The organism is Shewanella glacialimarina, assembly GCF_020511155.1.
Lineage (GTDB): Bacteria > Pseudomonadota > Gammaproteobacteria > Enterobacterales > Shewanellaceae > Shewanella > Shewanella glacialimarina.
In genome coordinates, this window is record NZ_CP041216.1 from 1022538 (window position 1) to 1047841 (window position 25304).

The window sequence follows — 25304 nt, forward strand, 5'->3', positions numbered from 1 at the left end:
TCAAAACGCGTTATCACAAATACGCTGTAGCTTGTCGACAGTCTGGTATAAAGCCGTTAATCAGCAGTTGAAGGAGTAAACTAACGAGCTTGTAATGTCGCTTTTTTAAGAATGACTTTATTTACTGGCACATCTGGCCAACTTAGAGTGGTATTTTGCTCTGTTGGCACTAACGAAATGGCTTCTAACACATCCATCCCTTCAATAACTTCACCAAACACGGCATATCCCCAGCGACGTTTAGATGGGTCGAGTTTTTTGTTGTCGGCAACATTAAAGTAAAACTGACTATTAGCAGAGTGCGGATCGTTATCACGTGCCATAGCGATAGTGCCTAAGCCATTTGATAGACCATTGCCTGACTCGTTCACCACCGGAGCCATTGTTGGCAGTTCTTCTAATGCAGAGGTAACCCCACCGCCTTGCACAACAAATTCAGCAATGACACGATGAAATAAAGTGCCGTTATATTCACCTTTCACAACATAAGTTAAAAAATTATCGACTGTACGTGGGGCGCGAGTCCGGTCGAGCTCAACGACTATGTTACCCATAGAGGTTTCTAGGGTGACTTTGGGATAAAGCGTATCGGGTTGAATATCGACAGTAGCTTGGGCGCTAAAGGTCGTTAATAACAATATAGACACGGCAGTGGTAACTGAACGAAATTTCGCAAACATGAATAATCCTTCTTTTTTAAAAAATCTATCTATCAACTTTTGGTTATATTTAGTTATTCAAAAATTGATGTAATTCATCATCGTTTAGAATTTCAGTGGTTAACTTATCAATCAGTTTGTTCATTTCCAGCTCTAACGTGGCGAAATCAGGACTGAATGAGTCTTTAAAATAACCGTTACCACTGAAGCTTTTGGTAAATTCTTGACGTGAATTCGATGCTTTAACATTGATCACTAAACGTGTTTTCGCTTCGTAATTTAAGGTGTTATTGATGACATTAGTGAGCAAATATTCTAGTTGAAATTCGACCTGCTTACTGGCAGCAGGATCGACCACATAACCAGCTTTACGCATTCCTGCTCTAAAAATGGTATCAAGCTGTGCTCGAATCGGTTCACTTGAGCTAACTAACTTTGGTGCCTCAGGGGCCTGGTCAAGTTGAACAATAAAGCTTTTTGAGCGGGTATCAAGCATCTCGATGCTGATAGCAGTATCATTAGTTGTGTGTAAACCGACTGCTCCAAGAGCTGGGTTTAATGCAATATGAGTTGGCTCGTGGCTAGCACAAGCAGTTAATAACAAGATACTTAATAAAGCAGGGATCATTTTTTTCATGGTGATACTTAAAAATCATTGTGTTGATAGATTATAGCGAAAGGATAACAGAAAACGAGCGTTTTAACATGGCTGGTATCGTGTGGGGTAAATGATTTATCTTGGTTGACAATCTGATTTTATCAGGTCAATTTAGCAGTCATAATAATGTTAAATAATATGGACCCAGTATGCAGCTTGTTCAGCCGCAATTTGCCCCTGAAAGTTTAATTGGCCATGACGGGCAACCTGTTTTTGGTTTATTTGATGGAAGTGTTAAAAACTTAAATGTGAAAGCCTTTAAGTATTTTAATGAAATGGATAAGCCCGCCTCGTTTGTTGCAAAGTATTTTGATTTTAAACAATTTCAATTTGTCAGCATTGTCACTCAGCGCTATATATTAGGTTTGGCAATTGCTGATATTCGCTATGCAGCTTCCAGTTTTTGTTATTTATACGACATTCAAGCCAACCGTTTGGTTCAATCTGAATGGCTAAGGCCTTTTGGGGTTGGATGCCGATTAAGTGCATCTGCTAGTAAGGGCTCTGCAAAAGTGGGCAGTAAGCAACATCATTTTGAATTTGATATTAAAGATGGTCAGTGGCAGGTCAATATTCTATTAACTAATATTCAAGCCAATCTAGTTTTGTCGCCACCTGCATTAAGTTTACCGCTCAGCTTGGCTACACCGACCGGTTATAATGGCTGGACATATACCCAAAAACATAATGCCTTGGCGGTGTCTGGTGAGCTAACTGTTTTCAATGAGCCGCAACCTTTACTTAATGCTTTGGCCAGTTATGATTTTTCAGCAGGTTATATGCGGGCTAAAACAGCATGGCGCTGGGCTTCAATTAATGCGTTAACCTCCCAAGGGGCCATAGGATTAAATTTGGCTGCGGGTGTTAATGAAACAGGCAATACTGAAAATGTTATGTGGGTAAACGGTCAACGTCACTTTTTAGGTGCTGCGAACTTTATTTTCAACCGTCACGTTAGTGATGACTTTTGGCAGATATCGACTAATGATGGTCAAGTCGATTTGACTTTTAGGGCACTCAATTGCCGTAAAGAGAAGCTTAACCTTGGTTTTATAAAGAATAATTTTCGTCAATATATAGGTTATTACAGTGGTATATTGATTGATAATGATGGCACAAAATACCACTTACATAATCAATTAGGGTTAGCGGAAGACCACTTTGCAAAATGGTAGTGATCGTTCACTCAGTAAGTTATAACACGGACAAATAGATGAATTTTGAATGGTTAATATCTCATCCTGAAGTGCTGCTATTAGCACTTGCACCGCTATTTTTTGTATGTATTTTACTTGAATGGCTGGTTCGAAATCGTTTGCCTGCCAACGCTCAATATCATGGTGTTGAGGTGGCGTGTAACTTTGCCCTAGCGGCAATGCATCAGGCTACTGATTTATTGGCCGGGTTACTCATCGCAAAACTGTATTTATGGCTATTTGATTGGCGCATGTTCGATATTCAAATGACGGTGGTGAGTTTTATTGCGCTGATTATTGCCCAAGACTTTTGCTATTACTGGTTTCATCGTGCCAGTCATCGTATTCGCTGGATGTGGGCGGCGCATGTAGTGCACCATAGCTCGGAGAATATGAACTTTAGTACCGCTTTTAGACAAAGTTTAATGTACCCGCTGGCGGGTATGTGGTTATTTTGGTTGCCATTGGTCGTGGTCGGTTTTGATCCTAACTGGGTGGTATTTGTGGTGTTGTTAAACTTAGGTTTGCAGTTTTTTGTGCACACCCAAGCCGTTAAGTCCTTAGGGTTTATGGAGTATATATTTAATACTCCTTCACATCATCGCGTACACCATGGCCGTAACCCGCAGTATATTGACAAAAATTACGCCGGAGTATTAATTATTTGGGATAAGCTTTTTGGCACGTTTGAGCCCGAAGTCGATACGGTTGAATACGGTATCACTAAACCAGTAAACAGTTTTAATCCGTTAACGGTAACCTTTGCAGAGTGGCGTGATTTGCTAGCAGATGTGAGTCAGCCTCATTTAACTTGGCGGCAGAAAATTGCACTGCTATTGTCACCGCCGCAAGCGAGTAACTCCATAGAAAATAGTGGTTCAGATAACAACAACCTTGCAGATGAAAAGACTACTGTTTAATTGCATGCAAAATAACGAATTTATCATTTGAAGCAATGGTTGTGCAGTTTTTGAAAATGCGCTTTATTTTGACGTGATACTCTAAATGTCGATTACCCACTACGTGTAATACGCCGCCGGTTGCCAGTTTGCGATAGGCGTCTAAAAACATTTGCCAAGCAATATGGTCGGTAATCGCTTCACCTTGGTGAAATGGGGGATTACATAGGACTAAATCAGGCTCAACATCACCCAGATTGGTCAAACAGTCATCCCAATGAAACGTTGCTTTAGCGTTAAGTTTATTGCTATTAAAGTTAACGCGGCTAGATTCAACCGCCATTTCAGAATCATCAACAAAATGGATATTAGCATTAGGATAAAGCTGTGCAGCTCGTAGCCCTAAAATGCCATTGCCACAGCCTAAATCGACAATGGTATGATACTGACCTTGTGGCATGTTATCTAACATGAAGCGCGCGCCGATATCGAGTTTGTTGGCGGCAAAAACATTAGTCATATTATTAATGCTTAAGCCTAATTCAGTCACCTCCCAGCTCACATCTTGCGGCAAGGCTCTAGTTAAACCATCTGCTATACAGGAAATTACGCGGGTTTTCTTCCAGGTTAAACTGGCTGACGCAGGGCCTAAATTTTTGTTAATCACATCAATAATCGATTTATTAATCGACTTTGCTTTAGCGCTAATCAACACTTCAACACCCTGAGGTAGCACGTGCGATAACCGTTGTAATTGATGGGCAAAATAGCTGAGGTTTTTGGGCAACTTCATCAACACTAGTTGGATGTTACGTGGCAGTAACTCTCGGCTATTAAAGTACTCAATATAAGTTGCATTAAGGTGATTGTCCGACAGGTTTTGCTGTGCGCCCAAAAGACTTGTTTTTGCGTCTGTTTCAATCACTAATGGCCAGTGATCATTTATAGCGGTTAATGCACACTGTAACGCCCCAAAACTGTCATTGATGATGGCAGTATTAACAGGCTTTTGCTGGTTTTCAATAAGGTGCTTTATCAGGTGTTCATCGCTAGCATCCCAGGCCTGAAGATTAGATTCTTGCTTTTTAGGATAACGAAATAAGGTGAGTTCGATACCTTGGCAGGAAAATTGGCTGGTTGTCATTGATGTTACCCAAAAAGTGAATGCATTAAAGCTGTTAATTATCGCAGTTAAGGCGTGTGATTGAAATCACTGGTTTGTATATTATATCAAACTGACTCTTACTATAGCTGATTGTGCGTGTTACTGGTGCTCATGTTATGGTGTGCAGCACTGTAAAAAGTGAGTTTGTTACCTTAGTTCTCTATTAAGTGCTAGGCCTTAGTACAAATGGCTGGTGTCGATATGATTGTATTTAAGCCTTTGACTGAGTAACATCTGCTAAAACGTAATGCATATAAAGGATTGATATGAAAGGTGCTGGTGGAACATCAGGTGGAATAGGGTCATTTTTTATTGGCTTAATTATGATGAGTGGTGGCTTTTACATGCTACTCAAGGCGATTAAAGTCACCAGCTCATTTGGCCTTAGCCAAAGTTTATATAATGTAAGCGGTATGAACTTGACCAGTGGGATGATTATGATCCCCTTTATGTTTGGTGTGGGGTTAATGTTTTACAATGCTAAAAATATTTTTGGCTGGATATTGACCTTCGGATCTTTGGTAGGGTTAATTTTTGGGGTGATTAGTTCTATTAATTTCCGCTTCAGTCATATGAGCGCATTTGATTTAATTGTTATTCTGTTGCTGAGTGTCGGTGGTTTAGGTATTTTTCTTCGCTCGCTTAAAACGATTGAAAAACGCTATCCAGAAGCATGATATGTTAAATGAACGAGCGTTAACGTTTATAATAATAGGCTTATTTTACTGAGCTGCCAGCAAGCCAGTGTCAATAAGTCTACCAAGTACTCATTAACAACCTGTCGTCTCTACGTCAATAATTGGCCGGCCACTGACAGAAACAGCTTGCCTGTAACGCAAGTAGCAAGCCGCGACGCCCGCATCTTCTGCAATTTTACCGTGCCAGTAAATCCAAGCACCAGAAAAAATACTAGGGCGTTTTTTCCAATCTCCACTGGGGACATCCATCAGTAAGTCGATACCAGATGCTGTGCCATCTGGATAACCATAAGCTAGGCTCACAGCAACACCATCAATATCAAGAATATGTGTAGCCAGCTTTTCAACACCCGCAATAGCGACTTTTGAGTAAGTTAACGTCGCAGCTGACTGCATTGCACTTTCCATCCATGGTTGGCACTATTGCATCCCACCGGAAATTAATAAATTAACTTGAGGCAATAATGGCTAATATAGCCAAAATGAGGATAACTACCACTAATTCTATTAAGGTAACTGCGCGTGATAGTTTGAATGTATTGTTGACGCTATAGTTCATGTTACTTCTGGGGCGAATCAGATTCAATAATGATGAGCGTATATTTGGCCTACCAGTGTAACAGTCGTAATCATCCGATGGTCATTATGGCGGATGTGGATAATACATCTACAACTCTACGATTTATTGGTAGTATCGTATCATCTTAATTTGGTATGCAGGTTATTACAGTGACAAATTCCACGGCAGAAAAGGCCTCTGCCCCCCTTTCATCGAACGGCGCTCCTGTTTCATCAAATGCTACAGCCCCTGACACTTATCGCGTGCTACCTTGGATTATCGATTTTCTCAAACCTTATAAAATGAAAGTGTTTGCAGCGATTGTTTTTTTGTTTATCGGTTCGCTGGCTTGGTTGTCTTTAGGTCAAGGGGTGAAGTTAATGGTAGATGAAGGCTTTATTGCTGATAATGCCGACCGATTAAATCAGATTATCTTATTCATTGTTGGTATTACCATTATCAGTGCTAGCGCTGTTTTCTGTCGATTTTATTTAATGACATGGCTAGGAGAACGGGTGAGTGCAGATATTCGTTTAAGGGTTTATTCGCATTTATTGACCTTATCACCGGCTTTTTTTGCCTCGCAACGCACTGGTGAGGTTATTTCTCGTTTTACCGCTGACAGCACCTTAATACAAAGCGTTGTAGGTTCCAGTTTGTCGATGGCACTGCGGTCAGCGGTTACTGTTATTGGCGGTATCGTGATGATGGGTTTTACCTCGGTAAAACTGACCGGATTAGTATTGTTAGCTGTACCGTTAGTACTGGGTCCAGTAGCCTTTTTTGGTAACAAAGTCAGACGATTATCGCGTGAAAGCCAAGATAGAGTTGGGGATTTAGGTGCTCATATTGACGAAACTTTGCATGAAATACACACTGTGCAAGCTTATACCCATGAGTCACAGGATAAAGCGGCCTTTGCCGAACGTGTCGAGTCGGTGATGAGTGTGGCTAAAGGGCGGATTAAGTATCGCGCGTTATTGATTGCCACTGTGATGTTTTTAAGTATTTCAGCGATTGCTTTTGTGACCTGGGTCGGGGCACAAGATGTGATGTCTGGCAGTATATCTGCTGGTGAGTTATCGGCCTTTATGTTTTATGCCGTGATGGTAGCTGGAGCGGTTGCAACCATCAGTGAAGTGTTCAGTGAAATTCAGCGTGCTTCAGGAGCGACAGAACGTTTGATAGAGCTCAGCCAAGCGCCTGTCGATATTGTTCAGTTAGCGAGTCCAGAGCAATTAACCGGTAAAACACAGGGCGCGTTATCTGTGTCGGAGTTAGTGTTTGCTTACCCTGCCGATATTAACAGTCATGTAATTAATCACTTAAGTGTCGACATTCAACCCGGTGAACGGGTCGCTTTAGTTGGGCCCAGTGGTGCAGGTAAGAGTACTTTATTTGAATTACTGCTGCGCTTTTATCAGCCCAAGTCTGGTTCGATATCGTTAGATGGTATTGATATCGCTAACTTGTCTTTACATCATTTACGTCAACAATATGCTCTAGTGCCGCAAGAATCAGTGATTTTTGCCAGTAGCGTGTTTGAAAATGTTCGCTACGGGCGAATTGATGCGACAGAGGAAGAGGTTAAGCAGGCATGTATTGCCGCTAAGGCTGACGAGTTTATCGTTGATTTTCCTGAAGGTTATAATACCTATTTAGGTGAGCGCGGCGTACGTTTATCCGGAGGCCAAAAACAACGTATTGCTATTGCTAGGGCAATATTAGCCGATAGACCAGTGTTGTTATTAGATGAGGCAACTAGTGCGTTGGATGCAGTCAGTGAGGTGAAAGTAAAACAAGCTTTAGAGACATTAATGGCTGAACGCACCACACTGATAATTGCCCATAGGTTGGCAACGGTTATTAACGCCGATCGTATTTTAGTACTCGATAAAGGCCAGCTTGTGGCATCAGGAACGCATAATCAATTAATGCAATCAAACGAGTTATATCGAGAATTTGCCAGTTTGCAATTACTGACTGAGCAGCCAGAGTAATAAGATTTGAGTTAAATCGCTCCCCAATAAAAAAGATGTCTGGGCATGTTTTTTATTGGGGGATTAGTGTTGGTTACTTACGTAATTCTCTGCGCAAAATTTTACCAACAGTACTTTTAGGTAATTGGCCGGTGAACTCAATAATACGGGGTACTTTATAGGCGGTAAGCTGAGTTCGGCAATATTCTTTAATAGACTCTTTGGCCGCTTCTATATCTTGATCTGGATCTTTTAACACAATAACGGCTTTTACCGCTTCACCAGAACGCTCATCCTCGACACCAACAACCGCACATTCCATTACAAGTTCATGTCCTGAAAGGATATCTTCCACCTCATTAGGGTAGACGTTAAAACCGGATACAATAATCATGTCTTTTTTACGATCAACAATGGTGTGGTAACCATCCTCTGTTGCTATCGCTATATCACCTGTTTTGAAATAGCCATCTTTAGTCATTACGTTAGCGGTTTCTTGTGGCTTATTCCAATACCCAGACATAACCTGAGGGCCACTTACAGCGAGTTCACCAGCTGTGCCGATAACAACTTCGTTATCGTTTATGTCTAAGATTTTAATTTTGGTGTCTAAAACAGGTTTTCCGATAGTACCTAAGCGTTGATGTCCTGGCGCATTTAAACTGACAACTGGAGAGGTCTCTGACAAGCCGTAACCCTCAGATATCATGCAACCGGTAGTCTGTTGCCATAAATTGGCTGCAGCACTCGTTAGCGCTGTTCCGCCGGAAATGGTAATGGTCATATGACTAAAATCGAGCGCTTTAAACTCTGGCTGGTGGCATAAGCCAATAAATAAGGTGTTAAGGCCAGCAAATCCTGTAAAAGGATAAGCTTTCATGGTGTTGATTAATCCTGCTATGTCCCGAGGATTAGGGATTAACACTGAGCACCCACCTGATTCAAAATACAGCACTAGGTTAACCATAAAAGCGTAGATATGATAAATCGGCAACGGCGCAACAAAGATATCTTCGCCTTCGGTCATGGTGCTGGCAATTCTTGACTTAACTTGGCCTGAGTTAGCCAACAGATTGCGATGGGTTAGCATGGCACCTTTTGATAATCCAGTTGTGCCGCCTGTGTATTGTAAGGCAATTAAGTCTGTTTGGTTAGGCTTTACTGGGGTGAATGTGTGCTCGCGACCTTGAGCTAATAATGTATTAAATTCAATATTGTTGATGGCCGTTTGGGGTTGAACTTGTGGCGCGATCATATCCAGTGCGTGGGTGGAGATGACGTATTCAATGGTAGTAGATTTAACCACCTTTTCTAACGTGGGCAGTAAGTCTGATAATACCACTAAAGCTTTAGCGCCAGAGTCATTATATTGATGAATTAACTCTCGTTCAGTATACAGTGGGTTAGTGTTCACTATAACAAACCCCCCCCGAATAATACCGTAAGCTGCAATGACAAACTGAGTGATATTAGGTAACTGCACAGCGATACGATCACCTGGCTTCAAATTTGTGCAGTTTTGCAAGTATGCTGCAAAGTCACGCGAAAGCTGTTCAACCTCGGTAAAGGTGATGTTTTTGCCTAGGCAAGCATATGCTGTTTTATTACCAAATTTGGCGCAGCTTTGTTCAATCAAATCAACAATAGATTTGTAGCAGCTTAGGTCGAGAGTTGAGTCAGCATCATATGCCATGGTATTCACCTTTATTAGTTTTATATTTATGTCGGTTATATGTGAAGGTTAATAATCAAACGAGTGTTTAGATTAGTGCGCTTTTGGTTATCAGGTCAATGAAAACTTATTCGAGTCATAAAGTGGCAACTTATTATTTATACAATGTATTTATGAGTATTTGCTCTATTTTGTACTTGTTAGATCCGTTCACTAAATTGGGTAAACCTTGCTTTATTTACATACAAATACACAGTTTATTCAGTGAGTATAAATGGTTAAACATTAGCACTGACTTAATTGTAAATTTTAATTTCCAGTATATTTAATTGGTTTTTTTACAAAAAAATTGATTTATTTTTAATTTTAAAAAATCTCTTTAAAAACAGTTGTTTGAGTTTGATTTTTGAGTTTTTGCTCGAAAAATACTGCTTTTTAGTACATTGATTGCTAATAAATGTTGGCAATTGTGCTGCTGTTGTTATAAAAATGTAGCTGAGATGATGATAATTCATTTTGGGAGAGACGATTTCTTTATACAGGGAGTGTTAGGAAGTGGTGTTCAAACAATAAAATAATAATGACTGAGAATATAAAATGACTATTAACAATAAAAGAAAATTTGGCAAAAGCTCATTGAGTTTAGCTGTTTCTATCGCATTATCCGGTTCTTTATTAAGCGCTCAAGTGTATGCAGCAGATGAAGAAGTTGTTGAGCAAAAAGTTGAGAAAATGGCCGTAATTGGCTCCCGTTCAGCCCCTCGTTCAGTGGGTGAATCCCCAGTCCCTATTGATATTATTAGCAGTGATGATTTAAAGAAAAATGGTTCAACAGACATGATTGACATGTTGGTGACATCAGTGCCTTCTTTCAACTCACGTGCCCAGCCTATTAGCGACGCGGCAACTCTCGTTCGTCCAGTTAATTTACGTGGTTTACCTTCAGACAGTACTTTGGTTTTAGTTAATGGTAAACGTCGTCACCGCGCATCAGTTATTGCTTTCCAAGGCGGCGGAGTTAACGATGGCGCTCAGGGTCCTGATATTTCAGTTATTCCAAGTGCAGCATTAAAGCAAGTTGAAGTGTTACGTGATGGCGCTGCTGCGCAGTATGGATCTGATGCGATCGCTGGTGTAATGAATTTTGTGTTAAAGGACAGCTCTGAAGGTGGCTCAATTTCAGCTACTCAAGGCCAGTATTATGAAGGTGATGGCACGTCAACGACTATTGACGCTAACGTAGGCTTACCGTTAACAGACGATGGCTTTGTTAATTTAACCGCTCAGTATAAAACCGCTGATGCAACAAGTCGTAGTGTACAACGTTTTGATGCTGCCGCTATTTTGGCCGCTGGTAATACAGATATTCCAAACCCAGCACAAACTTGGGGTAACCCAGAAATTAAAGATGATTACACTATCTTCATTAATTCTGGATTTGATATAAATGATAAACACAGTCTTTATGCCTTTGGTAACGTTTCTTCACGTGATGCAGTAGGTGGCTTCTATTACCGTAACCCACACAACCGTGGTTCTGTTTATTCAAACGATGGCGGTGAAACTTTATTAGTAGGTGATGTCGGTTTAGCTGAAACCGGTATTGCATCATGTTCATGGGTAGGCAACGTTGCTGCAAATGTACCAAACGTATTAGACACTGCAGATTACCAGTCGATGGTTGCTGACCCAAACTGTTTTTCTATGAACCAAGTCCGTCCAGGCGGATACACACCACAGTTTGCCGGTACTATTGAAGATATGTCATTCTTCGCTGGTATTAAAGGTGAGCTTGCTGATTGGGACTATGATGCAAGTGCGGGTACTGGTTCTAACAAGTCAACTTTTAGTTTACGTAACTCATTAAACCCATCATTAGGTTTAGCGACGCCAACTGACTTTGAAACTGGTGCTTACGAGCAAGTTGAAACTACGGTTAACTTAGACTTTTCTCGTTTATTTGATGTTTTTGAAGGACTTAACTTTGCAACTGGCGTAGAGTGGCGTGAAGAGTCATTTGAAATTACTGCAGGTGAGCAAGCATCTTGGGAAGCGGGTCCTTATGCTTCACAGGGTTTCAACATTGGCTCACACGGGTTTAAAGGCTTTGGTCCTGAATCCGCTGGTAAAAATGATCGCAGTAATATCGGTGTTTACGTTGATGCAGAAGCCTATTTAGGTGAGAAATGGTTAGTTGGCGCAGCACTGCGTTACGAAGACTTTTCAACCTTTGGTGATACGTTAAATTACAAGCTAACCGCACAATATTCGGCTACCGATGATTTAGCCTTCCGTGCATCGCACAGTACAGGTTTCCGTGCACCGACAGTGGGTCAAGAAAACGTTGTTAACACACAAACTTCAATTGTTAACGGCGATTTGATTCAATCATTCATTGCGCCCCCAACGGATCCATTAGCCGCTTACTATGGTGGTGAAGTGTTAACTCCGGAAGAGTCTGTTAGTTATGCTTTAGGTGCTGTTTATCAAAGTGGTGATTTCTTCTTAACAGTTGATTATTACACTATTGAAGTAACAGGGCGTATTGCTCAATCAAGCCAAATTGATGTTGAAGCAAAAGACTATGATAACCTTCGAAATCTAGGTGTTGAGTTTCCAGAGTTAATTTCTGCAGTAACGTATTATACCAATGACTTTGATACAACAACTCAAGGTGTTGATATTGTTGGTTCATATGATACTGAGTTGTTAGCAGGTGACACTAAGTTTAGCTTAGCTTATGGCTGGACTGACACTAATGTTGATAAGTTTAATGAAAATACCACTGATGCGGGTAAGGTTCGCCGTTTAGAAGATGGTATTCCTGCACATCGTGCTACATTAACTTGGGGTCAAAACTGGGATGAGTTAAGCATGAATTTACGTGCTAACTACTTCGGTGAGTACTATGCAACGCATGCTGATGATACTTCTGATTGGGGTTCTGAGATGGCCAGTTCAGCAGTAACAATCGACTTAGAGGTGAGTTATACCGTTATGGATAGCCTGACCTTCTCAGTAGGTGCAAATAACATATTTGACCAAGAAGCGCAGAAGCTTAAAGATGGTACTTTAGGTGAGTTAGGTGGTGTTTACTATGAAAGTGGCCCATTTGATTATAATGGTGGTTACTACTACGGTAAAATTAACTACCGTTTCTAGAAACAACTTAAGAGCTTAATCAATTTAAGCCCCTAATTAATAGCCAATAAAAAGACTGCCTAGGCAGTCTTTTTTGTACCCATTATGTTTTAGCATTACTTCATGATGTCTAAAGCCTGATAGACATGCCTAATTTCTAACACCTTAGGCAGCTCTATACCGTCTGGGTAGGCTGGGCCATAGACTTTGTTGTATGGTGTACCAGCCGCTCCTTGGATGCCCATATACTGTTCAATGACAGTATCTTCCTTAGACCAATTCCCCTGCATTAAAATAATGTTATCGGTCATTAGGGCATTAACTACTTGTTCGCGATGAAGCACATTGGCTTTATTCGCTTGGCAAGGAACACACCAATCAGCTGTTATATCGACAAAAACAGTAAAGCCTTGCTCAACATAAGGCGCTATTTTTTCTGGCGCAAGTGGTTGCCAATGAAGGTTTTTATATGCTTGATAGTTTTCGCCTTTATTAATAAAGGCGATAATGCTGGCAAGACAAAGCGCTAGGCCGCCTAAAACGAAAATAACCGCCATAGGGATAGCTTTGCCTTTAAACTTTGCGAACAATAAACCCGCAATCGCTAACATTAACGATATAAGTAACAATGAAGCAATAATAGACATAGTGATGCTTAATAAAGTGAACTTATAAATAGCATATCAAGATTTACTTAATTTGGTGTTAATGTTCGCAGTAACAATGCAATAGTTTATATAAGAATAAGTAAGGGAAAGTATGAGTTTTACGACTTGGTTAGGGTTACTGGCCATTTGTTGCCTAGGGGCAATGTCACCAGGGCCGAGCTTGGCCATGGTGGTTAGGCATACATTAGGTGGCAGTCGCTTACACGGTATTGTGTGTGCTTGGGCGCATTCCATTGGTATTGGAATTTATGCTTTGGTGACCTTATTAGGGCTTGCTGTTGTGCTTAGGGCATCGCCATTATTATTTAATGCGATTGCGATTGTCGGAGCCTTGTATTTGGCTTGGATTGGTATTCAGGCTTTGCGCTCTAAAGGTGGTATGCAGCAAAAACTCGCCGCTGGAAACAAAACTAGTTTATTGGTTGCTGCACGTGACGGCTTGGCCATTTCATTATTTAACCCCAAAATTTTATTGTTCTTTTTGGCGTTATTTAGTCAGTTCGTATTAGCTGCAGAGACAATATCAGGGCAAACATTGATTGTACTAACCCCTTTAGTGATTGATGGCCTTTGGTACACCTTGATTGCGATTATATTATCGCATTCCGCAATATTGCCTAAGCTACGTGAAAAAGCAGTATGGATTGATAGGGTGTCTGGAGTGGTACTGATTGCGCTTGCTGGGCGGGTTATTTTTACATTGATATAAAGATTTTCAGTATAGGCCTCAGTGTCAAGATAACTGTGCGCGTTACATTTTTAACCTGTATGCACATATGGAAGAATGCTTACACTTTGAAATTATTAGTAATGCCATCTAGTTTAGAGATGGCATTATTTTTAATCCAATGATCTAGTTTTTGAAAACTTGCACACTGTCATCTTTTGCGGGTTCGTTTTCAGCTTTGGAGATTGGTGGGTGCTTAATGTGATCGTCTAAGTTTTCATTTAGCATGAGTTTATACTCATTGGCAAACCAAGCTAACGCATTGTCTTTTTCTGCTGCTAGATCAGATGACTTTATTGCTGCTTCAAATGCATTATAGCGAGATGCTGCGTAGCGCAATGCTGTACCCACTTTACCAATATCATTTTCTGTTTGACCTATTTGATTGGCTAAAGCGATAAATTGATCCGCTAGTTGATATATAGTCGTTGCGCTTTGTGTTTCAGAACTTGGTGTTTCAGAAGCGACGTTTTGAGGTGTAGATTGTTCAGTCATAATGCTCACTTAAGATGTTAGTAAAATAATGAGTGTACCGAGTTTAACAGCTAAATTCAGTTTAAATTTAGCTATTAGGATCCGAATCTGTGATGACTTTCCCATTACGGGAATCATAATAAATCGAAAGGGTATTTAATTTATTATAGAAGAAACGACATTGGTCGGGGTTGATGTATGTGACTCTGTATTCAGATGCTGTTGAGTTTACGATGGTTGATACACTGGGTGCGTCTTGCAAAATAGTGTTCCAAACAGAAATGCAGTCGTTAGTGTTATTGAGTCGAGGTGAACTTTCAAATGGTGGATAATTTTGAGCTGGGTATCCCCATAGATTCATATCAAGCTGTCCACCGACACCGGCATTTTCATATATTTGTAAATTGTCAGCAGGGCCAGAGTTTCCCATGGCAGCCCATTTGATATGTGCAAGGCCAATACCTGATGCTAATGCGCCACCAGTACCTTTGACATTTGATACGTGGGCATCTTGCTGTAGGTTGATAAACTTAGGCAAGACTATGACAGCAAGAATAGCTAACATGATAATAACAATGACTAATTCTATTAAGGTAAAACCTTGTTGCTGTTGAGTTGCTTTAAATTTCATAATACTTAATAAGCGATTTACAATATCAGTACTCTAAAGTAGCTGATATAAATTAGCAATTTACTCCTAAAAAATTGAGGATATTGAAAGTGAAAAGTTGGCCTGGATTTATCAAAAATGAACATCAACAGGATTACTTTATTCGGTTAAATAAATTTCTGTCTGAGCAGCAGTCAATGAACAAAGTCATCTTTCCTCCAAAGGCTGATATTTATCGTGCTTTTGAATTAACGCCGGTTGAAAAGGTGAAAGTGGTGGTGATAGGTCAAGACCCCTATCATGGCGAAGGGCAAGCCCATGGGTTAGCCTTTTCTGTTAAATCGGGTGTAAAAGTACCACCATCCTTAGTCAATATTTACAAAGAGCTAGCGCAAGATATACCGAGTTTTTCGATCCCATCTCACGGTAATTTAACCCATTGGGCAGAGCAAGGCTTGTTATTGTTAAATACGGTTTTAACGGTAGAACAATCTTTGGCGCATTCACATGCTAAAGCTGGGTGGGAAGTGTTTACAGATCATGTGTTAGATTATCTTAACAGCTTACCTCAGCCACTGATATTCGTACTGTGGGGCAGCCATGCTATTAAGAAGGGGCGTCTAATTACCCATGAACATCATACTATTTTAAGCGGCCCTCATCCGTCACCATTATCGGCATATCGTGGTTTTTTTGGATGTGGTCATTTCTCCAAAATAAATCAACAGCTTATTAAAAATGGCCTCGAACCGATTGATTGGCAGGTATAAAAAAAGCAGTAACAAGAGTTGTTACTGCTTTTTAAAACAACTTATTGTACGTTAGTTAAATATACCTTAGTGCTTACGGGTGACTGATAAGTGGGCAAGGGCAATAAGGGCTTGTTTATAGTCTGTATCAGGTAGTACGATTAACGCATCAATGGCTTTTTGTGCTTCTTGTTCAGCCCTTTTTTGCGTGTATTCAAGTGCACCTGATTTGTTTAAGGCGGCCACTATTTCATCAATTGCCTGGGTGCCGTCACCTTTTTCTATGGCCATTTTTATTAACGCTTTAGCGGTATCATCACCATGCACCATGGCATAGATTAAGGGTAATGTAGGTTTACCTTCCGCTAAGTCATCGCCAATATTTTTACCTAGTTCACCCGTTTCTGCAGTGTAGTCGAGTAAGTCATCGGTTAATTGGAATGCTGTGCCTAAATACTTACCGTAATCACCAAGTGCTTGTTGCCATTCTGAAGGAGCTTGTGCTAATACACCTGCCAGCAATGTTGCCGCTTCAAACAGTTTTGCTGTTTTACAGTAAATGACACGCATATAGTTAGCTTCAGTGGTTTCGGGGTCATTACAATTCATTAATTGCAGCACTTCCCCTTCAGCCAGCACATTGGTTGTGTCAGCCAGAACCTTTAGCACATGCATACTGTCGAGTTCTGTCATCATTTGAAAAGAGCGGGTATAGAGAAAGTCTCCAACCAATACACTCGCACTGTTTCCAAATAGTGCATTAGCTGTTTCGCGGCCGCGACGTAATGTTGACTCATCGACGACATCATCATGCAGTAGTGATGCCGTATGAATAAATTCAATAATAGCGGCTAATTTAACATGTAACTCACCTTGGTAATTTACAGATCTTGCTGCAAGAATTGACAGTAAAGGACGCAGACGTTTTCCGCCACCATTTATAATGTAGAAGCCTAGTTGATTAATTAGGGCTACATCAGATTCAAGTTGCTTATAAATAAGTTGGTCGACAGATTGCATATCTGAGTCTGCCAACAGACGAATGGCGGTTAAATCCATAATACTCTCTAATTTATTGTGGAAGACGTTAACTGTCTTTCTATTTGGTGCGCATCTGGGGTCATATCTTACAGGAGAAACGCGCTGATTTTCAAAGTTGTTGTTACTAATTTTGAAACTTGTTATGACTTATTATCAATTTCTAAAATCTATGTCCGTGCAAATTTTTTTAGTTACTTCATTAATGGAAAGGAAAATCCCTGATCTAATATGCTGTAAGAGCAAATGAGTCAGTGCTTTTCAAGATAAATTTAGGTAAAATCATTTCAAAATCCGGTGAAGATAACACAGGAAGATTTTAGCGCTACTTTTAAACTATTAGAATGAGTATTTTTGCGAGGTAGTTAAGGCAATTGTACTTAATGTTTATACAATATCCAGTTCGTAACAGTGAATATTGTGCAGTAGTAACGGCTTTTTAATTTGAACCTGAATTAACGCTTGCCAGTATGAAATTCTTCGCGTAGAATCCGCGCCCATTGTCATTAAAAGTTTTTTAGCACCTATTCTCGTAAGATCGAGTTAGTGTGTTAGTCATTTGGAGTGAAATAGCTATGTACGCTGTTTTTCAAAGTGGCGGAAAGCAACATCGTGTTGCTGAAGGTCATACAGTTCGTCTAGAAAAAATTGAAGTTGCTACTGGTGAAACGATTGAGTTTGATCAAGTTCTATTGGTTGCTGATGGTGAGAACGTTCACGTTGGTGCTCCATTAGTTGCTGGTGGTAAAGTTGTTGCTCAAGTGGTTAGCCACGGACGCGGTGAAAAGATTACTATTCAAAAGTTTAATCGCCGTAAGCATCACGAAAAGAAAACCGGCCACCGTCAGTGGTTCACTGAAGTTAAAATCACCGCGATTAGCGCATAATTTAGGAGTCTAACTCATGGCACATAAAAAAGCTGGCGGTTCTACTCGTAACGGCCGCGATTCAGAAAGTAAACGTCTTGGTGTTAAACGCTTTGGCGGTGAATCAGTTTTAGCAGGTAACATTATTGTTCGTCAACGTGGTACTAAATTCCACGCTGGTGTAAATGTAGGTATCGGTCGCGACCATACTTTATTTGCTCTAACTGACGGCAAAGTTAAATTTGAAGTTAAAGGTGCTAATAACCGTAAGTTTATTAGTATCGAAGCTTAATTTTTTAACTAAGCTAAAATCTAAAGCCCTGCCTCTGGTAGGGCTTTTGTGTTTTTGTTATTGATCTTGTTTATCAATACAAAATTATTTCTAAGCTCACGTTATCCTCTTGGTTTTAAAACAATAGTGAACTGAGTGATTAGAAAGATCTATTTTTTGCAGCAAGCGGAAGATGTATTATCCATACACCACGCTTTTCTGCCCCCTGATATTTATTGTATTTAGGGTTATAATTAGCGCCAAGGTTCTATAGCTCAAAGGTGTCTACACCTTATGCTATTAGATGATTGAAGTGTTAGGAGTCCGTATGAAGTTTGTTGATGAATCCAATATCCGTGTAGAAGCCGGTGACGGTGGTAGCGGCTGCGTTAGTTTTCGCCGTGAAAAATATGTACCGGATGGCGGTCCCGATGGCGGTGACGGTGGTGATGGTGGTAGTGTCTTTTTACAGGCAAATGAAAACCTGAACACCCTTATTGATTATCGCTTCACTCGTTTTCATATGGCTGAACGTGGCACCAATGGCCGTGGCCGTGATTGTACTGGTCATGCTGGTGCAGATTTAGTGTTACAAGTACCTGTAGGTACACGTGCAATCGATCAAGAAACCGAAGAAGCTTTAGGTGACTTAACTAGCCATGGCCAAAAGTTGCTGGTCGCTAAAGGCGGTTTTCATGGTTTAGGTAACACACGTTTTAAAAGTAGTACTAACCGTGCACCACGTCAGAAGACTCTGGGTACTCCCGGTGAAGTGCGTGAAATAAAGCTAGAGCTGCTTTTACTCGCGGATGTAGGATTGTTAGGCCTACCTAATGCTGGTAAGTCTACGTTTATACGCTCGGTATCACGTGCTACGCCAAAAGTGGCTGATTACCCATTCACAACTTTAATTCCAAACCTAGGCGTTGTTAACCCACGTCATGGGCAAAGTTTTGTTATTGCTGATATTCCTGGGTTAATTGAAGGCGCTGCTGAAGGTGCTGGTTTAGGTATTCGTTTTTTAAAGCATCTTGAACGTTGTCGCGCATTACTACACATTATTGATATTAATCCTATTGACGGTAGTGATCCGATTGATTCTGCCAGAGCTATTGTAGGTGAGTTAGAAAAGTATTCACCAAAGCTTGCCGCTAAGCCTCGTTGGATGGTATTTAATAAAATCGATCTATTGCTTGAAGATGAAGTAAAAGAAAAAGTCGCTCATATTATTAAAGAACTAGCTTGGGAAGGCGAAGTCTTCACTATGTCCGCTTATAACCGCCAAGGTACTGAAGAGTTAAGTATTAAGTTACTTGATTTCATTCAAACATTGCCCGTTGGTCAAGATGACCAAGATGACGAACAAGAAGTTGAATTTAAGTGGGATAATTATCATCAGGGTAAAGATGACAGCATCAACGAGAATTACGATGATACTGATGACTTAGATGATGATGACTTTGATGATGATGACTATGACGTTGAAGTTATTTATCAACGCTAAGTTTTAAAGGATTACCGTGTACGCAGACAACCAAAATGATATAACCCGTTTAGTTGTCCGCTGCGCCCAATTGCTGCTTGCCTATGGTGCAGAGTCTGACTTGGTTGAAGAACTAAGTCAGCGATTAGGTAAAGCATTGGGCCTCGCAAGTGTTGAACTCTCTATATCTTCGAATGCACTTGTGCTAACTAGCCTTGTACATGGGCGTTGTATTACTACGACCAGACGGATCCGGGCTCATGGGATCAATATGATGGTGGTATGTGAATTACAACGGCTATGTTTGTTGGCTGAAAAAGGCATTTATGGCCCTAATGAAGTCCGCCGCCGTCTCGCTCGTATTCAGCCTAAAACATATCCTGCTAAAGTAGTTATTCCTGTAATTGGACTTTCCTGTGCTAGCTTTTGTCATTTATTAGGTGGCGATGTGATGGCGTGTTTAGTGACTTTTATTGCATCCTCCATAGGGATGAGTGTGAGACTTTTTCTTGCTAAAAGACATTTTAATTTATTAGTTAACTTTTCTATTACTGCTTTTATTACTAATGTTGTTGCTCAATTAGGTTATATTTATCCCATCAGTGAAACTCCTCAAATTGCATTAGCCGCAAGCGTATTAATGCTAGTGCCAGGTTTTCCGCTAATTAACGCGATTTCAGATATGGTGAAAGGGCATATTAATGTAGGTATTTCACGTTGGGGTAATGCAAGCCTCCTTACCTTAGCTTCAGTAATTGGTATTACGATTGCAATGCAATTAGGCGGAATATTTTAATGCCGCCCCTGTTATTAGACTTATTACATAATGCTTTTTTTTCCGCAATACCAGCCTTTGGTTTTGCCATTTTATTTAATGTACCGCAACGTTATCTTGGCTATTGTGCCTTAGCTGGTGCGTTAGGTCATAGTGCTCGAACTGTGTTAATGCACGTTAATATGCCGATTGAGTGGGCTACATTTGCCGGAGCAGCTCTGGTGGGGGTTATCACAATTAGATTTGCTAAACGTCATTTAGCCCCACCGTCAATGTATGCCGTTGCAGCCATTATTCCGATGATACCCGGAACCTACGCCTTCAATACTGTTATAGCACTTATTCAATTAACGGCTCAAAACCAAGTCAGTCCAGAGTTAAGTGCGCAAGTCATTGTCAATGGACTTAAAACGGTCTTTATTTTGGGGGCATTAGCTGTCGGGCTAGCACTACCTAGTTTATTATATTATCGCAATCGCCCTATCATTTAATTAGAGGATTCATTATGCGTATCGCAATGATTGCTGCTATGGCTAACAATCGTGTTATTGGTAAAGATAATCAAATGCCATGGCATTTACCCGAAGACTTAAAGCATTTTAAAGCTATGACGTTATCAAAGCCGGTAGTAATGGGACGTAAGACTTATGAGTCAATAGGACGCCCATTACCTGGAAGACATAATATTGTCATTACTCGGCAATCAAACTATGTACCAGATGGTGTCACTTGTGTCGGTAATTTTGAGCAAGCTGTTGCCGCAGCGGGTGAGTGTGAAGAATTAATCATAATGGGTGGCGGTCAGCTATATGCTGAACTACTCTGTAAGGCAGATGTATTATATTTAACTCAAATTAACCTAGAAGTAAAAGGTGATACTTATTTTCCTGAATGGGATGATGGAAGTTGGCTTTTGGAACAAACTATTAGTGCAACGAATGAGCATGGATTGCAATATAGCTTTAACACTTTTGTTAAAAACTGTAAACTTGTTCACGAGTTACCCTGAAACTGAATACAATCACAAAGATGAGCGTATTAAGATACAATAATAAATTATAAAGGAGTGTCAGATGCGTTTAATGCCTGTGGCGATAGCCGTACTGATAGCAGCATCTTCTGTGTCAGTCCCTGCTGTAGCGAACACTGATCAGTTAGTTGCTAACATATGCGATTATGTAAAGTCAGACGATAAAAATCGTTTACGTAAAAAGCTTAAAGAAGCCCGTGTAAAATTACGTAATATTTATTCAGCTGTGAGCTGTGATGGCAGCAGTTTATTGCGTACTGCCTACAATTCTAACGCGAATGATGTTGGTGAGTTTATTGCTAAACGTCTTCCAGCATCAGACCTTTCTGCTGCTGAATCAGATGGTACTTCTATTGCTGATTGGGCAAGTGCCAACGGCCATAGTGGTAGCCCTATTACCGCAGCGATTAATGATCGTCTAGGTGGCGGTGCTGGTGAGGACTAATCGTTAAGATTAATCTGTGCTACAGTGTCAAATAAAAAATACCGACTAATCAGTCGGTATTTTTTATTTTAAAATCAGTTTTTAAGTAAAGCGACGACCTCTAATCGATAAGTTCTTCCATAAGTTAGCCATAACAAAAAAGGCCTATACGGCCTTTTCTCATTAGGAAGATAATTTAAAATCTAGATTAGACTTTAAACTCTTTAACAGACGATTGTAGTTCTTCTGCCAACATTGCGACTTGGTGGCTTGATTGTGCGGTTTGTTCCGCACCAGAAGAGGTTTCTTCTGATATAAGCGCAATATGTTCAAGTTTCTCTGACACCTGCTGACTGACCAGATTTTGCTCCTGGGCTGCGTGAGCAATGTGAGTTCCAGAGTCATAAGCTTTATGAACTGACTTGATAATTGTTTCAAGCGCTATATTGGCCTGTTCATTCTTATCAACACAGCTGTTAGCTTGTGATTTACCTAGTTCCATTACCGCAACGGCTTGTTGAGCACCTTGCTGTAACACCTCTATCATTAACTGAATTTCTCGGGTTGAATCTTGGGTGCGTGAGGCAAGACTGCGGACCTCATCAGCGACTACCGCAAAACCTCTTCCTTGCTCACCAGCTCTGGCAGCCTCAATTGCGGCATTTAATGCCAGTAGATTAGTTTGCTCGGCAATGCCTCGGATTACATCTAAAATAGAGCCAATAGATGCACTATCGGTATGAAGTTTGTTGATTACAGTGCCAGCTTTAGCCACTTCATCCGCTAGGGCTAAGATAGTTAGCTTGCTTTCATCAGCAAGAGAGCGCATGTGTTTGGTTTCTTCGTCGGCTTGTTTTATTTGTTCTAATGCTTGGTCTGCGCTCATTGAAACCTGTTGAGAGCTCGAACTTAACTCTGTGGTTGCCGTTGCGACCTGATCGACCTGACTTTTCTGTTCTTGAATGCTAATAGTGGTCTGTGCTGTAATAGCAGAAGTTTCTTCTGCGGCCGCCGCAAGTTGATTTGAACGATCTAAAATCCCCATAATTAAGCTACGAAGGCTGTCGACTAAACGGTTACAGTTTTTAGACAGTTCAGCAAATTCATCGTGGCCAGAGTCATCTAACTTATGTGTTAAATCACCAGAAGCTAATACATTAAGGGCTTGATTTACTTGTGCTAAAGATTGTTTTAATGGCTGGACAACCATATAGCTTACAAAAATTGCTACAAAGATAGCAAAAAGCACTACTGCCATGGTTTTAACTTCAGCAGAGTCAATCACTGCAATTGCTTCGCTACTTATTTCGTTAGTAAATCCATCAATGGCCGTAGCAAATTCAGTCATTTTCACATTAACTGTTTTGGTTTTAACTTGGATATCACTTAAGGCCGCAGCCGCAGCCGCTTCATGTTGTAATTGCTGCTTCTTTAGATCAATTATAGAGTTATTGCCCGATAATAACTTAAACACTTTATCTGTTTCTGCATTAAGGTCAGCTAATGTATCACTGTCAATGATATCTTGACCTTGTAAACTTATATGGCTTAACTTGCCTTTTGCTTCACTGACCATGAATTCCAATTCTTTTATAATCAGATCGTACTTGCTGCTGTCAGTGACGGCAACGAGATCGTATACCGTAGTGATTAAATTGATAAATGTGTTATCAACAATATTAGCAGAAGAAGCTAAGCTTCTTTCTACTGAGTCTTCACTGGTTTCTAAATCTGTAACGTCAAGTAAGATAGAAGATGCGTCGTCAGCAGCGTTTTCTATCTCGCTGCGCATTTTTAATGCGTCCTCTTGCTTAGATAGCGCTTGTAGTCTTTCGCTCAGCATTTTATCTGCTACATTTTCATAGGCTAAATAAGCTGCTTTTAGTTGATTTAGCGGCTGTGAAAGTTGCTCTTGCTCAGAAATTAAGTCTGTTAATTTACTGAATTCAGATTGGAATTTTTTATTTTCGCTAGCAAGGTATTGTTCTATAGAAGGGATTTTTGAAGAATGGTCACTGTAGTAACCCAAAATAGATTGAATTTGTTGGCCACTAATATTTTCGCTCAACAAATTAGTATGTGCCAAAGCGGGTAGACTAACTTGTTTTAAGGTTTGGGTACCTTTTTTGATGCTGCTATTGCCTAATAATGTGACAACGCCAAGTATAATTAGTAATAAAGTTAAGACAGAAAATCCGCCTATAACTCTAGTGGCCACTTTAATCTTCATATGTTACTCCAACCTATTATTATTTTATCCCAACAGCAAGGACTTTTGTATTCAGGTACTTTTTGAAATCCGATAGTAGGATATCGGCTTATTCGTCTTTTAGTTTAACGCTAAATGAGCTTTTTTTGGGTAATTTTTTCATTTGTTTCAAGGTGCCACAGTGTTAAATGTTCACCCCAACAGCATCCTGTATCTAAAGCATGTAAATGTGAAGCAGATGTTTGCCCCATCAATGCTGCCCAGTGACCGAAAACGATCTGGTAAGGCGCTTTTAGCTTAGACTCAAAATCAAACCACGGCCTTAACATTTTATCTTTCACTTGGTTTGGAGGCAGTTTACATTCAAAGTCTAAACTGGCATCGGAATGTAAAAAACGCATCCGTGTTAGAGCATTGATACAATATATCGTGCGCTCAATTCCATTTAGGTTATTGTTCCAAAAATTGGGTTTATTCTGATACATTTGGCCAATAATACTCGTCAAATAATCAGCCTGTTTAAGCTGTTCACTAACCATTAAACTTTCAGATATAAGTGTTGCCAAATTCCACTGTGGAGGTACACCTGCATGACTCATTATAAGATTATGTTCAGGTATGTATCGTGCTAATGGTTGTTGCCTTAGCCAATTTATCAGCTTAGGACAGTCGGGCGCTTCAAGCAATGCTTGTAAGCGATCATTTGGGTTTGCGCGCTTTATTTTGCCATGAATAGCCATTAAATGAAGATCATGATTACCTAATACTACCTTGCCGCTGTCTTGTAGTGATTCAAATAGTCTTAAGGTTTCTAATGAGTCTGGCCCGCGGGCAACTAAATCACCGACAGCCCAGAGTATGTCTTTTGAAGGATTAAAACTGACTTTTTGTAATAGTCTTTGCAGTTCTTCAAAGCATCCTTGAATATCACCGACAAAATAATTGGCCATAATTTTATTGCAGCAACCCTGGTACGGCTAACCTGAAGGTGGGAATGACAGCTGAAAATAGTCTGCCATCATTATAGACCATACCATATGAGCCTTCCATAAAACCGATAGGGGTTTCTAATACTGTTCCACTTGAATACTGGTAAGCTGTATTAGGTGCAATAGTAGGAGTTTCTCCTACAACGCCAGGGCCTTTAACTTCACTTTTATCGCCATTAGCATTAGTGATGATCCAGTGACGATCTTTTAACGTTACAGCTTGATCGCCCACATTGATTATGGTGATTGTGTAGGAAAATAAATATTTTTTATCTGCTACATCTGACTGGTGTTCAAGATACTCTGTGTCGACTTTAATTTTTATTGGTGATTCAGCTTGACTCATAGGTGATATATTTCGTCCT

Annotated in this window: 27 protein-coding genes; 14 read left to right on the forward strand and 13 right to left on the reverse strand. The window is 40.3% G+C overall.

From position 1 onward, the window contains the following. Positions 1–80 precede the first annotated feature (80 nt). Together FJ709_RS04375 and FJ709_RS04380 are read right to left on the reverse strand one after the other, a co-directional pair. A complete protein-coding gene (locus tag FJ709_RS04375; RefSeq protein ID WP_226413786.1) occupies positions 81–680 on the reverse strand; it encodes a peptidylprolyl isomerase in 600 nt (199 codons plus the stop codon). Between the two features lie 49 nt (positions 681–729). Continuing rightward, the gene (locus tag FJ709_RS04380; protein WP_226413788.1) at positions 730–1296 is read right to left on the reverse strand and encodes a YajG family lipoprotein; all 567 of its coding nucleotides are present in this window, start codon (positions 1294–1296) and stop codon (positions 730–732) included. A 170-nt stretch (positions 1297–1466) separates the two neighbouring features. On the opposite strand from FJ709_RS04380, the gene FJ709_RS04385 reads away from it, so the two are divergent. Both FJ709_RS04385 and FJ709_RS04390 read left to right on the forward strand, forming a co-directional pair. Continuing rightward, entirely contained in the window at positions 1467–2492 is a 1026-nt protein-coding gene (locus FJ709_RS04385; RefSeq protein WP_226413790.1) for a DUF2804 domain-containing protein, read from the forward strand. A gap of 38 nt (positions 2493–2530) precedes the next feature. After that, positions 2531–3433 carry a sterol desaturase family protein gene (locus FJ709_RS04390; RefSeq protein WP_226413792.1) on the forward strand — a complete coding sequence of 301 codons (903 nt, stop codon included), beginning with the start codon at positions 2531–2533 and terminating at the stop codon, positions 3431–3433. Here the strand turns inward: FJ709_RS04390 and FJ709_RS04395 are convergent. Then, positions 3423–4556, reverse strand: a complete 1134-nt coding sequence (locus FJ709_RS04395) for a methyltransferase (protein WP_226413794.1) — start codon at positions 4554–4556, stop codon at positions 3423–3425. The two genes, FJ709_RS04390 and FJ709_RS04395, sit on opposite strands and share 11 nt — an antisense overlap. Before the next feature lie 287 nt (positions 4557–4843). Here FJ709_RS04395 and FJ709_RS04400 point away from each other — a divergent pair, with 287 nt between their 5' ends. After that, complete coding sequence (locus FJ709_RS04400) at positions 4844–5254, forward strand: hypothetical protein (RefSeq protein WP_226413796.1); 411 nt, start codon at positions 4844–4846, stop codon at positions 5252–5254. A gap of 93 nt (positions 5255–5347) precedes the next feature. On the opposite strand, the gene FJ709_RS04405 is transcribed toward FJ709_RS04400, so the two are convergent. Beyond that, entirely contained in the window at positions 5348–5671 is a 324-nt protein-coding gene (locus tag FJ709_RS04405; RefSeq protein WP_226413798.1) for a hypothetical protein, read from the reverse strand. A 52-nt stretch (positions 5672–5723) separates the two neighbouring features. Next, on the reverse strand, positions 5724–5834 hold the full coding sequence (locus tag FJ709_RS19670; RefSeq protein WP_226413800.1) for a prepilin-type N-terminal cleavage/methylation domain-containing protein: 111 nt from the start codon (positions 5832–5834) through the stop codon (positions 5724–5726). Between the two features lie 155 nt (positions 5835–5989). On the opposite strand from FJ709_RS19670, the gene FJ709_RS04415 reads away from it, so the two are divergent. Next, the gene (locus tag FJ709_RS04415) at positions 5990–7834 is read left to right on the forward strand and encodes an ABC transporter transmembrane domain-containing protein (RefSeq protein ID WP_404830012.1); all 1845 of its coding nucleotides are present in this window, start codon (positions 5990–5992) and stop codon (positions 7832–7834) included. 73 nt (positions 7835–7907) lie between these two features. On the opposite strand, the gene FJ709_RS04420 is transcribed toward FJ709_RS04415, so the two are convergent. Then, a complete protein-coding gene (locus tag FJ709_RS04420; protein ID WP_226413802.1) occupies positions 7908–9506 on the reverse strand; it encodes an AMP-binding protein in 1599 nt (532 codons plus the stop codon). A gap of 576 nt (positions 9507–10082) precedes the next feature. Here FJ709_RS04420 and FJ709_RS04425 point away from each other — a divergent pair. Beyond that, positions 10083–12647, forward strand: coding sequence for a TonB-dependent receptor plug domain-containing protein (locus FJ709_RS04425; protein WP_226413804.1), 2565 nt, complete (start codon positions 10083–10085; stop codon positions 12645–12647). 95 nt (positions 12648–12742) lie between these two features. On the opposite strand, the gene FJ709_RS04430 is transcribed toward FJ709_RS04425, so the two are convergent. Next, positions 12743–13273 carry a thioredoxin family protein gene (locus FJ709_RS04430; RefSeq protein ID WP_226413806.1) on the reverse strand — a complete coding sequence of 177 codons (531 nt, stop codon included), beginning with the start codon at positions 13271–13273 and terminating at the stop codon, positions 12743–12745. A gap of 112 nt (positions 13274–13385) precedes the next feature. Here FJ709_RS04430 and FJ709_RS04435 point away from each other — a divergent pair, with 112 nt between their 5' ends. Beyond that, the gene (locus FJ709_RS04435) at positions 13386–14003 is read left to right on the forward strand and encodes a LysE family translocator (protein WP_226413808.1); all 618 of its coding nucleotides are present in this window, start codon (positions 13386–13388) and stop codon (positions 14001–14003) included. Positions 14004–14147: 144 nt separating this feature from the next. Here the strand turns inward: FJ709_RS04435 and FJ709_RS04440 are convergent, their stop codons facing one another. Together FJ709_RS04440 and FJ709_RS04445 are read right to left on the reverse strand one after the other, a co-directional pair. Further along, on the reverse strand, positions 14148–14516 hold the full coding sequence (locus FJ709_RS04440) for a DUF3144 domain-containing protein (RefSeq protein ID WP_226413810.1): 369 nt from the start codon (positions 14514–14516) through the stop codon (positions 14148–14150). Positions 14517–14583: 67 nt separating this feature from the next. Continuing rightward, a complete protein-coding gene (locus FJ709_RS04445; RefSeq protein ID WP_226413812.1) occupies positions 14584–15126 on the reverse strand; it encodes a type II secretion system protein in 543 nt (180 codons plus the stop codon). A gap of 83 nt (positions 15127–15209) precedes the next feature. On the opposite strand from FJ709_RS04445, the gene ung reads away from it, so the two are divergent. After that, positions 15210–15875, forward strand: coding sequence for a uracil-DNA glycosylase (ung, locus tag FJ709_RS04450; RefSeq protein ID WP_404830013.1), 666 nt, complete (start codon positions 15210–15212; stop codon positions 15873–15875). A 66-nt stretch (positions 15876–15941) separates the two neighbouring features. Here the strand turns inward: ung and ispB are convergent, their stop codons facing one another. Further along, the gene (gene ispB / locus FJ709_RS04455) at positions 15942–16913 is read right to left on the reverse strand and encodes an octaprenyl diphosphate synthase (RefSeq protein WP_226413816.1); all 972 of its coding nucleotides are present in this window, start codon (positions 16911–16913) and stop codon (positions 15942–15944) included. Between the two features lie 554 nt (positions 16914–17467). Between ispB and rplU the strand changes: the two genes are divergently transcribed. The 7 genes from rplU (at position 17468) to FJ709_RS04490 (ending at position 21762) form a co-directional block, all read left to right on the forward strand. Next, positions 17468–17779, forward strand: coding sequence for a 50S ribosomal protein L21 (gene rplU / locus FJ709_RS04460; protein ID WP_226413818.1), 312 nt, complete (start codon positions 17468–17470; stop codon positions 17777–17779). Positions 17780–17795: 16 nt separating this feature from the next. Beyond that, a complete protein-coding gene (rpmA, locus tag FJ709_RS04465) occupies positions 17796–18050 on the forward strand; it encodes a 50S ribosomal protein L27 (RefSeq protein ID WP_006080527.1) in 255 nt (84 codons plus the stop codon). Positions 18051–18357: 307 nt separating this feature from the next. Then, on the forward strand, positions 18358–19533 hold the full coding sequence (cgtA, locus tag FJ709_RS04470; RefSeq protein ID WP_226413820.1) for an Obg family GTPase CgtA: 1176 nt from the start codon (positions 18358–18360) through the stop codon (positions 19531–19533). A gap of 16 nt (positions 19534–19549) precedes the next feature. Continuing rightward, entirely contained in the window at positions 19550–20308 is a 759-nt protein-coding gene (locus FJ709_RS04475) for a threonine/serine exporter family protein (RefSeq protein ID WP_226413822.1), read from the forward strand. After that, positions 20308–20778 (forward strand): threonine/serine exporter family protein, encoded by a 471-nt coding sequence (locus FJ709_RS04480; protein WP_226413824.1) that lies wholly within the window; start codon positions 20308–20310, stop codon positions 20776–20778. Before FJ709_RS04475 ends, FJ709_RS04480 begins: the two co-directional genes overlap by 1 nt. A gap of 14 nt (positions 20779–20792) precedes the next feature. Next, the gene (gene folA, locus FJ709_RS04485; protein ID WP_226413826.1) at positions 20793–21296 is read left to right on the forward strand and encodes a type 3 dihydrofolate reductase; all 504 of its coding nucleotides are present in this window, start codon (positions 20793–20795) and stop codon (positions 21294–21296) included. 64 nt (positions 21297–21360) lie between these two features. Then, positions 21361–21762, forward strand: coding sequence for a DUF3718 domain-containing protein (locus FJ709_RS04490; protein WP_226413828.1), 402 nt, complete (start codon positions 21361–21363; stop codon positions 21760–21762). Between the two features lie 187 nt (positions 21763–21949). Here FJ709_RS04490 and FJ709_RS04495 read toward each other — a convergent pair whose 3' ends face one another. The 3 genes from FJ709_RS04495 to apaG all read right to left on the reverse strand — a co-directional run bounded on the left by FJ709_RS04495 (position 21950) and on the right by apaG (position 25285). Further along, complete coding sequence (locus tag FJ709_RS04495) at positions 21950–23971, reverse strand: HAMP domain-containing methyl-accepting chemotaxis protein (protein ID WP_226413830.1); 2022 nt, start codon at positions 23969–23971, stop codon at positions 21950–21952. Between the two features lie 110 nt (positions 23972–24081). Next, the gene (locus tag FJ709_RS04500) at positions 24082–24900 is read right to left on the reverse strand and encodes a symmetrical bis(5'-nucleosyl)-tetraphosphatase (protein WP_226413832.1); all 819 of its coding nucleotides are present in this window, start codon (positions 24898–24900) and stop codon (positions 24082–24084) included. Between the two features lie 4 nt (positions 24901–24904). Continuing rightward, on the reverse strand, positions 24905–25285 hold the full coding sequence (gene apaG, locus FJ709_RS04505) for a Co2+/Mg2+ efflux protein ApaG (RefSeq protein ID WP_226413834.1): 381 nt from the start codon (positions 25283–25285) through the stop codon (positions 24905–24907). Positions 25286–25304: the final 19 nt, after the last annotated feature.

Bases quoted from the DNA above. Each gene is read 5' to 3' on its own strand.
- FJ709_RS04375 (WP_226413786.1), bottom strand. From the start codon at position 680: ATGTTTGCGAAATTTCGTTCAGTTACCACTGCCGTGTCTATATTGTTA.
- FJ709_RS04380 (WP_226413788.1), bottom strand. From the start codon at position 1,296: ATGAAAAAAATGATCCCTGCTTTATTAAGTATCTTGTTATTAACTGCT.
- FJ709_RS04385 (WP_226413790.1), top strand. From the start codon at position 1,467: ATGCAGCTTGTTCAGCCGCAATTTGCCCCTGAAAGTTTAATTGGCCAT.
- FJ709_RS04390 (WP_226413792.1), top strand. From the start codon at position 2,531: ATGAATTTTGAATGGTTAATATCTCATCCTGAAGTGCTGCTATTAGCA.
- FJ709_RS04395 (WP_226413794.1), bottom strand. From the start codon at position 4,556: ATGACAACCAGCCAATTTTCCTGCCAAGGTATCGAACTCACCTTATTT.
- FJ709_RS04400 (WP_226413796.1), top strand. From the start codon at position 4,844: ATGAAAGGTGCTGGTGGAACATCAGGTGGAATAGGGTCATTTTTTATT.
- FJ709_RS04405 (WP_226413798.1), bottom strand. From the start codon at position 5,671: ATGCAGTCAGCTGCGACGTTAACTTACTCAAAAGTCGCTATTGCGGGT.
- FJ709_RS19670 (WP_226413800.1), bottom strand. From the start codon at position 5,834: ATGAACTATAGCGTCAACAATACATTCAAACTATCACGCGCAGTTACC.
- FJ709_RS04415 (WP_404830012.1), top strand. From the start codon at position 5,990: ATGCAGGTTATTACAGTGACAAATTCCACGGCAGAAAAGGCCTCTGCC.
- FJ709_RS04420 (WP_226413802.1), bottom strand. From the start codon at position 9,506: ATGGCATATGATGCTGACTCAACTCTCGACCTAAGCTGCTACAAATCT.
- FJ709_RS04425 (WP_226413804.1), top strand. From the start codon at position 10,083: ATGACTATTAACAATAAAAGAAAATTTGGCAAAAGCTCATTGAGTTTA.
- FJ709_RS04430 (WP_226413806.1), bottom strand. From the start codon at position 13,273: ATGTCTATTATTGCTTCATTGTTACTTATATCGTTAATGTTAGCGATT.
- FJ709_RS04435 (WP_226413808.1), top strand. From the start codon at position 13,386: ATGAGTTTTACGACTTGGTTAGGGTTACTGGCCATTTGTTGCCTAGGG.
- FJ709_RS04440 (WP_226413810.1), bottom strand. From the start codon at position 14,516: ATGACTGAACAATCTACACCTCAAAACGTCGCTTCTGAAACACCAAGT.
- FJ709_RS04445 (WP_226413812.1), bottom strand. From the start codon at position 15,126: ATGAAATTTAAAGCAACTCAACAGCAACAAGGTTTTACCTTAATAGAA.
- ispB (WP_226413816.1), bottom strand. From the start codon at position 16,913: ATGGATTTAACCGCCATTCGTCTGTTGGCAGACTCAGATATGCAATCT.
- rplU (WP_226413818.1), top strand. From the start codon at position 17,468: ATGTACGCTGTTTTTCAAAGTGGCGGAAAGCAACATCGTGTTGCTGAA.
- rpmA (WP_006080527.1), top strand. From the start codon at position 17,796: ATGGCACATAAAAAAGCTGGCGGTTCTACTCGTAACGGCCGCGATTCA.
- cgtA (WP_226413820.1), top strand. From the start codon at position 18,358: ATGAAGTTTGTTGATGAATCCAATATCCGTGTAGAAGCCGGTGACGGT.
- FJ709_RS04480 (WP_226413824.1), top strand. From the start codon at position 20,308: ATGCCGCCCCTGTTATTAGACTTATTACATAATGCTTTTTTTTCCGCA.
- folA (WP_226413826.1), top strand. From the start codon at position 20,793: ATGCGTATCGCAATGATTGCTGCTATGGCTAACAATCGTGTTATTGGT.
- FJ709_RS04490 (WP_226413828.1), top strand. From the start codon at position 21,361: ATGCGTTTAATGCCTGTGGCGATAGCCGTACTGATAGCAGCATCTTCT.
- FJ709_RS04495 (WP_226413830.1), bottom strand. From the start codon at position 23,971: ATGAAGATTAAAGTGGCCACTAGAGTTATAGGCGGATTTTCTGTCTTA.
- FJ709_RS04500 (WP_226413832.1), bottom strand. From the start codon at position 24,900: ATGGCCAATTATTTTGTCGGTGATATTCAAGGATGCTTTGAAGAACTG.
- apaG (WP_226413834.1), bottom strand. From the start codon at position 25,285: ATGAGTCAAGCTGAATCACCAATAAAAATTAAAGTCGACACAGAGTAT.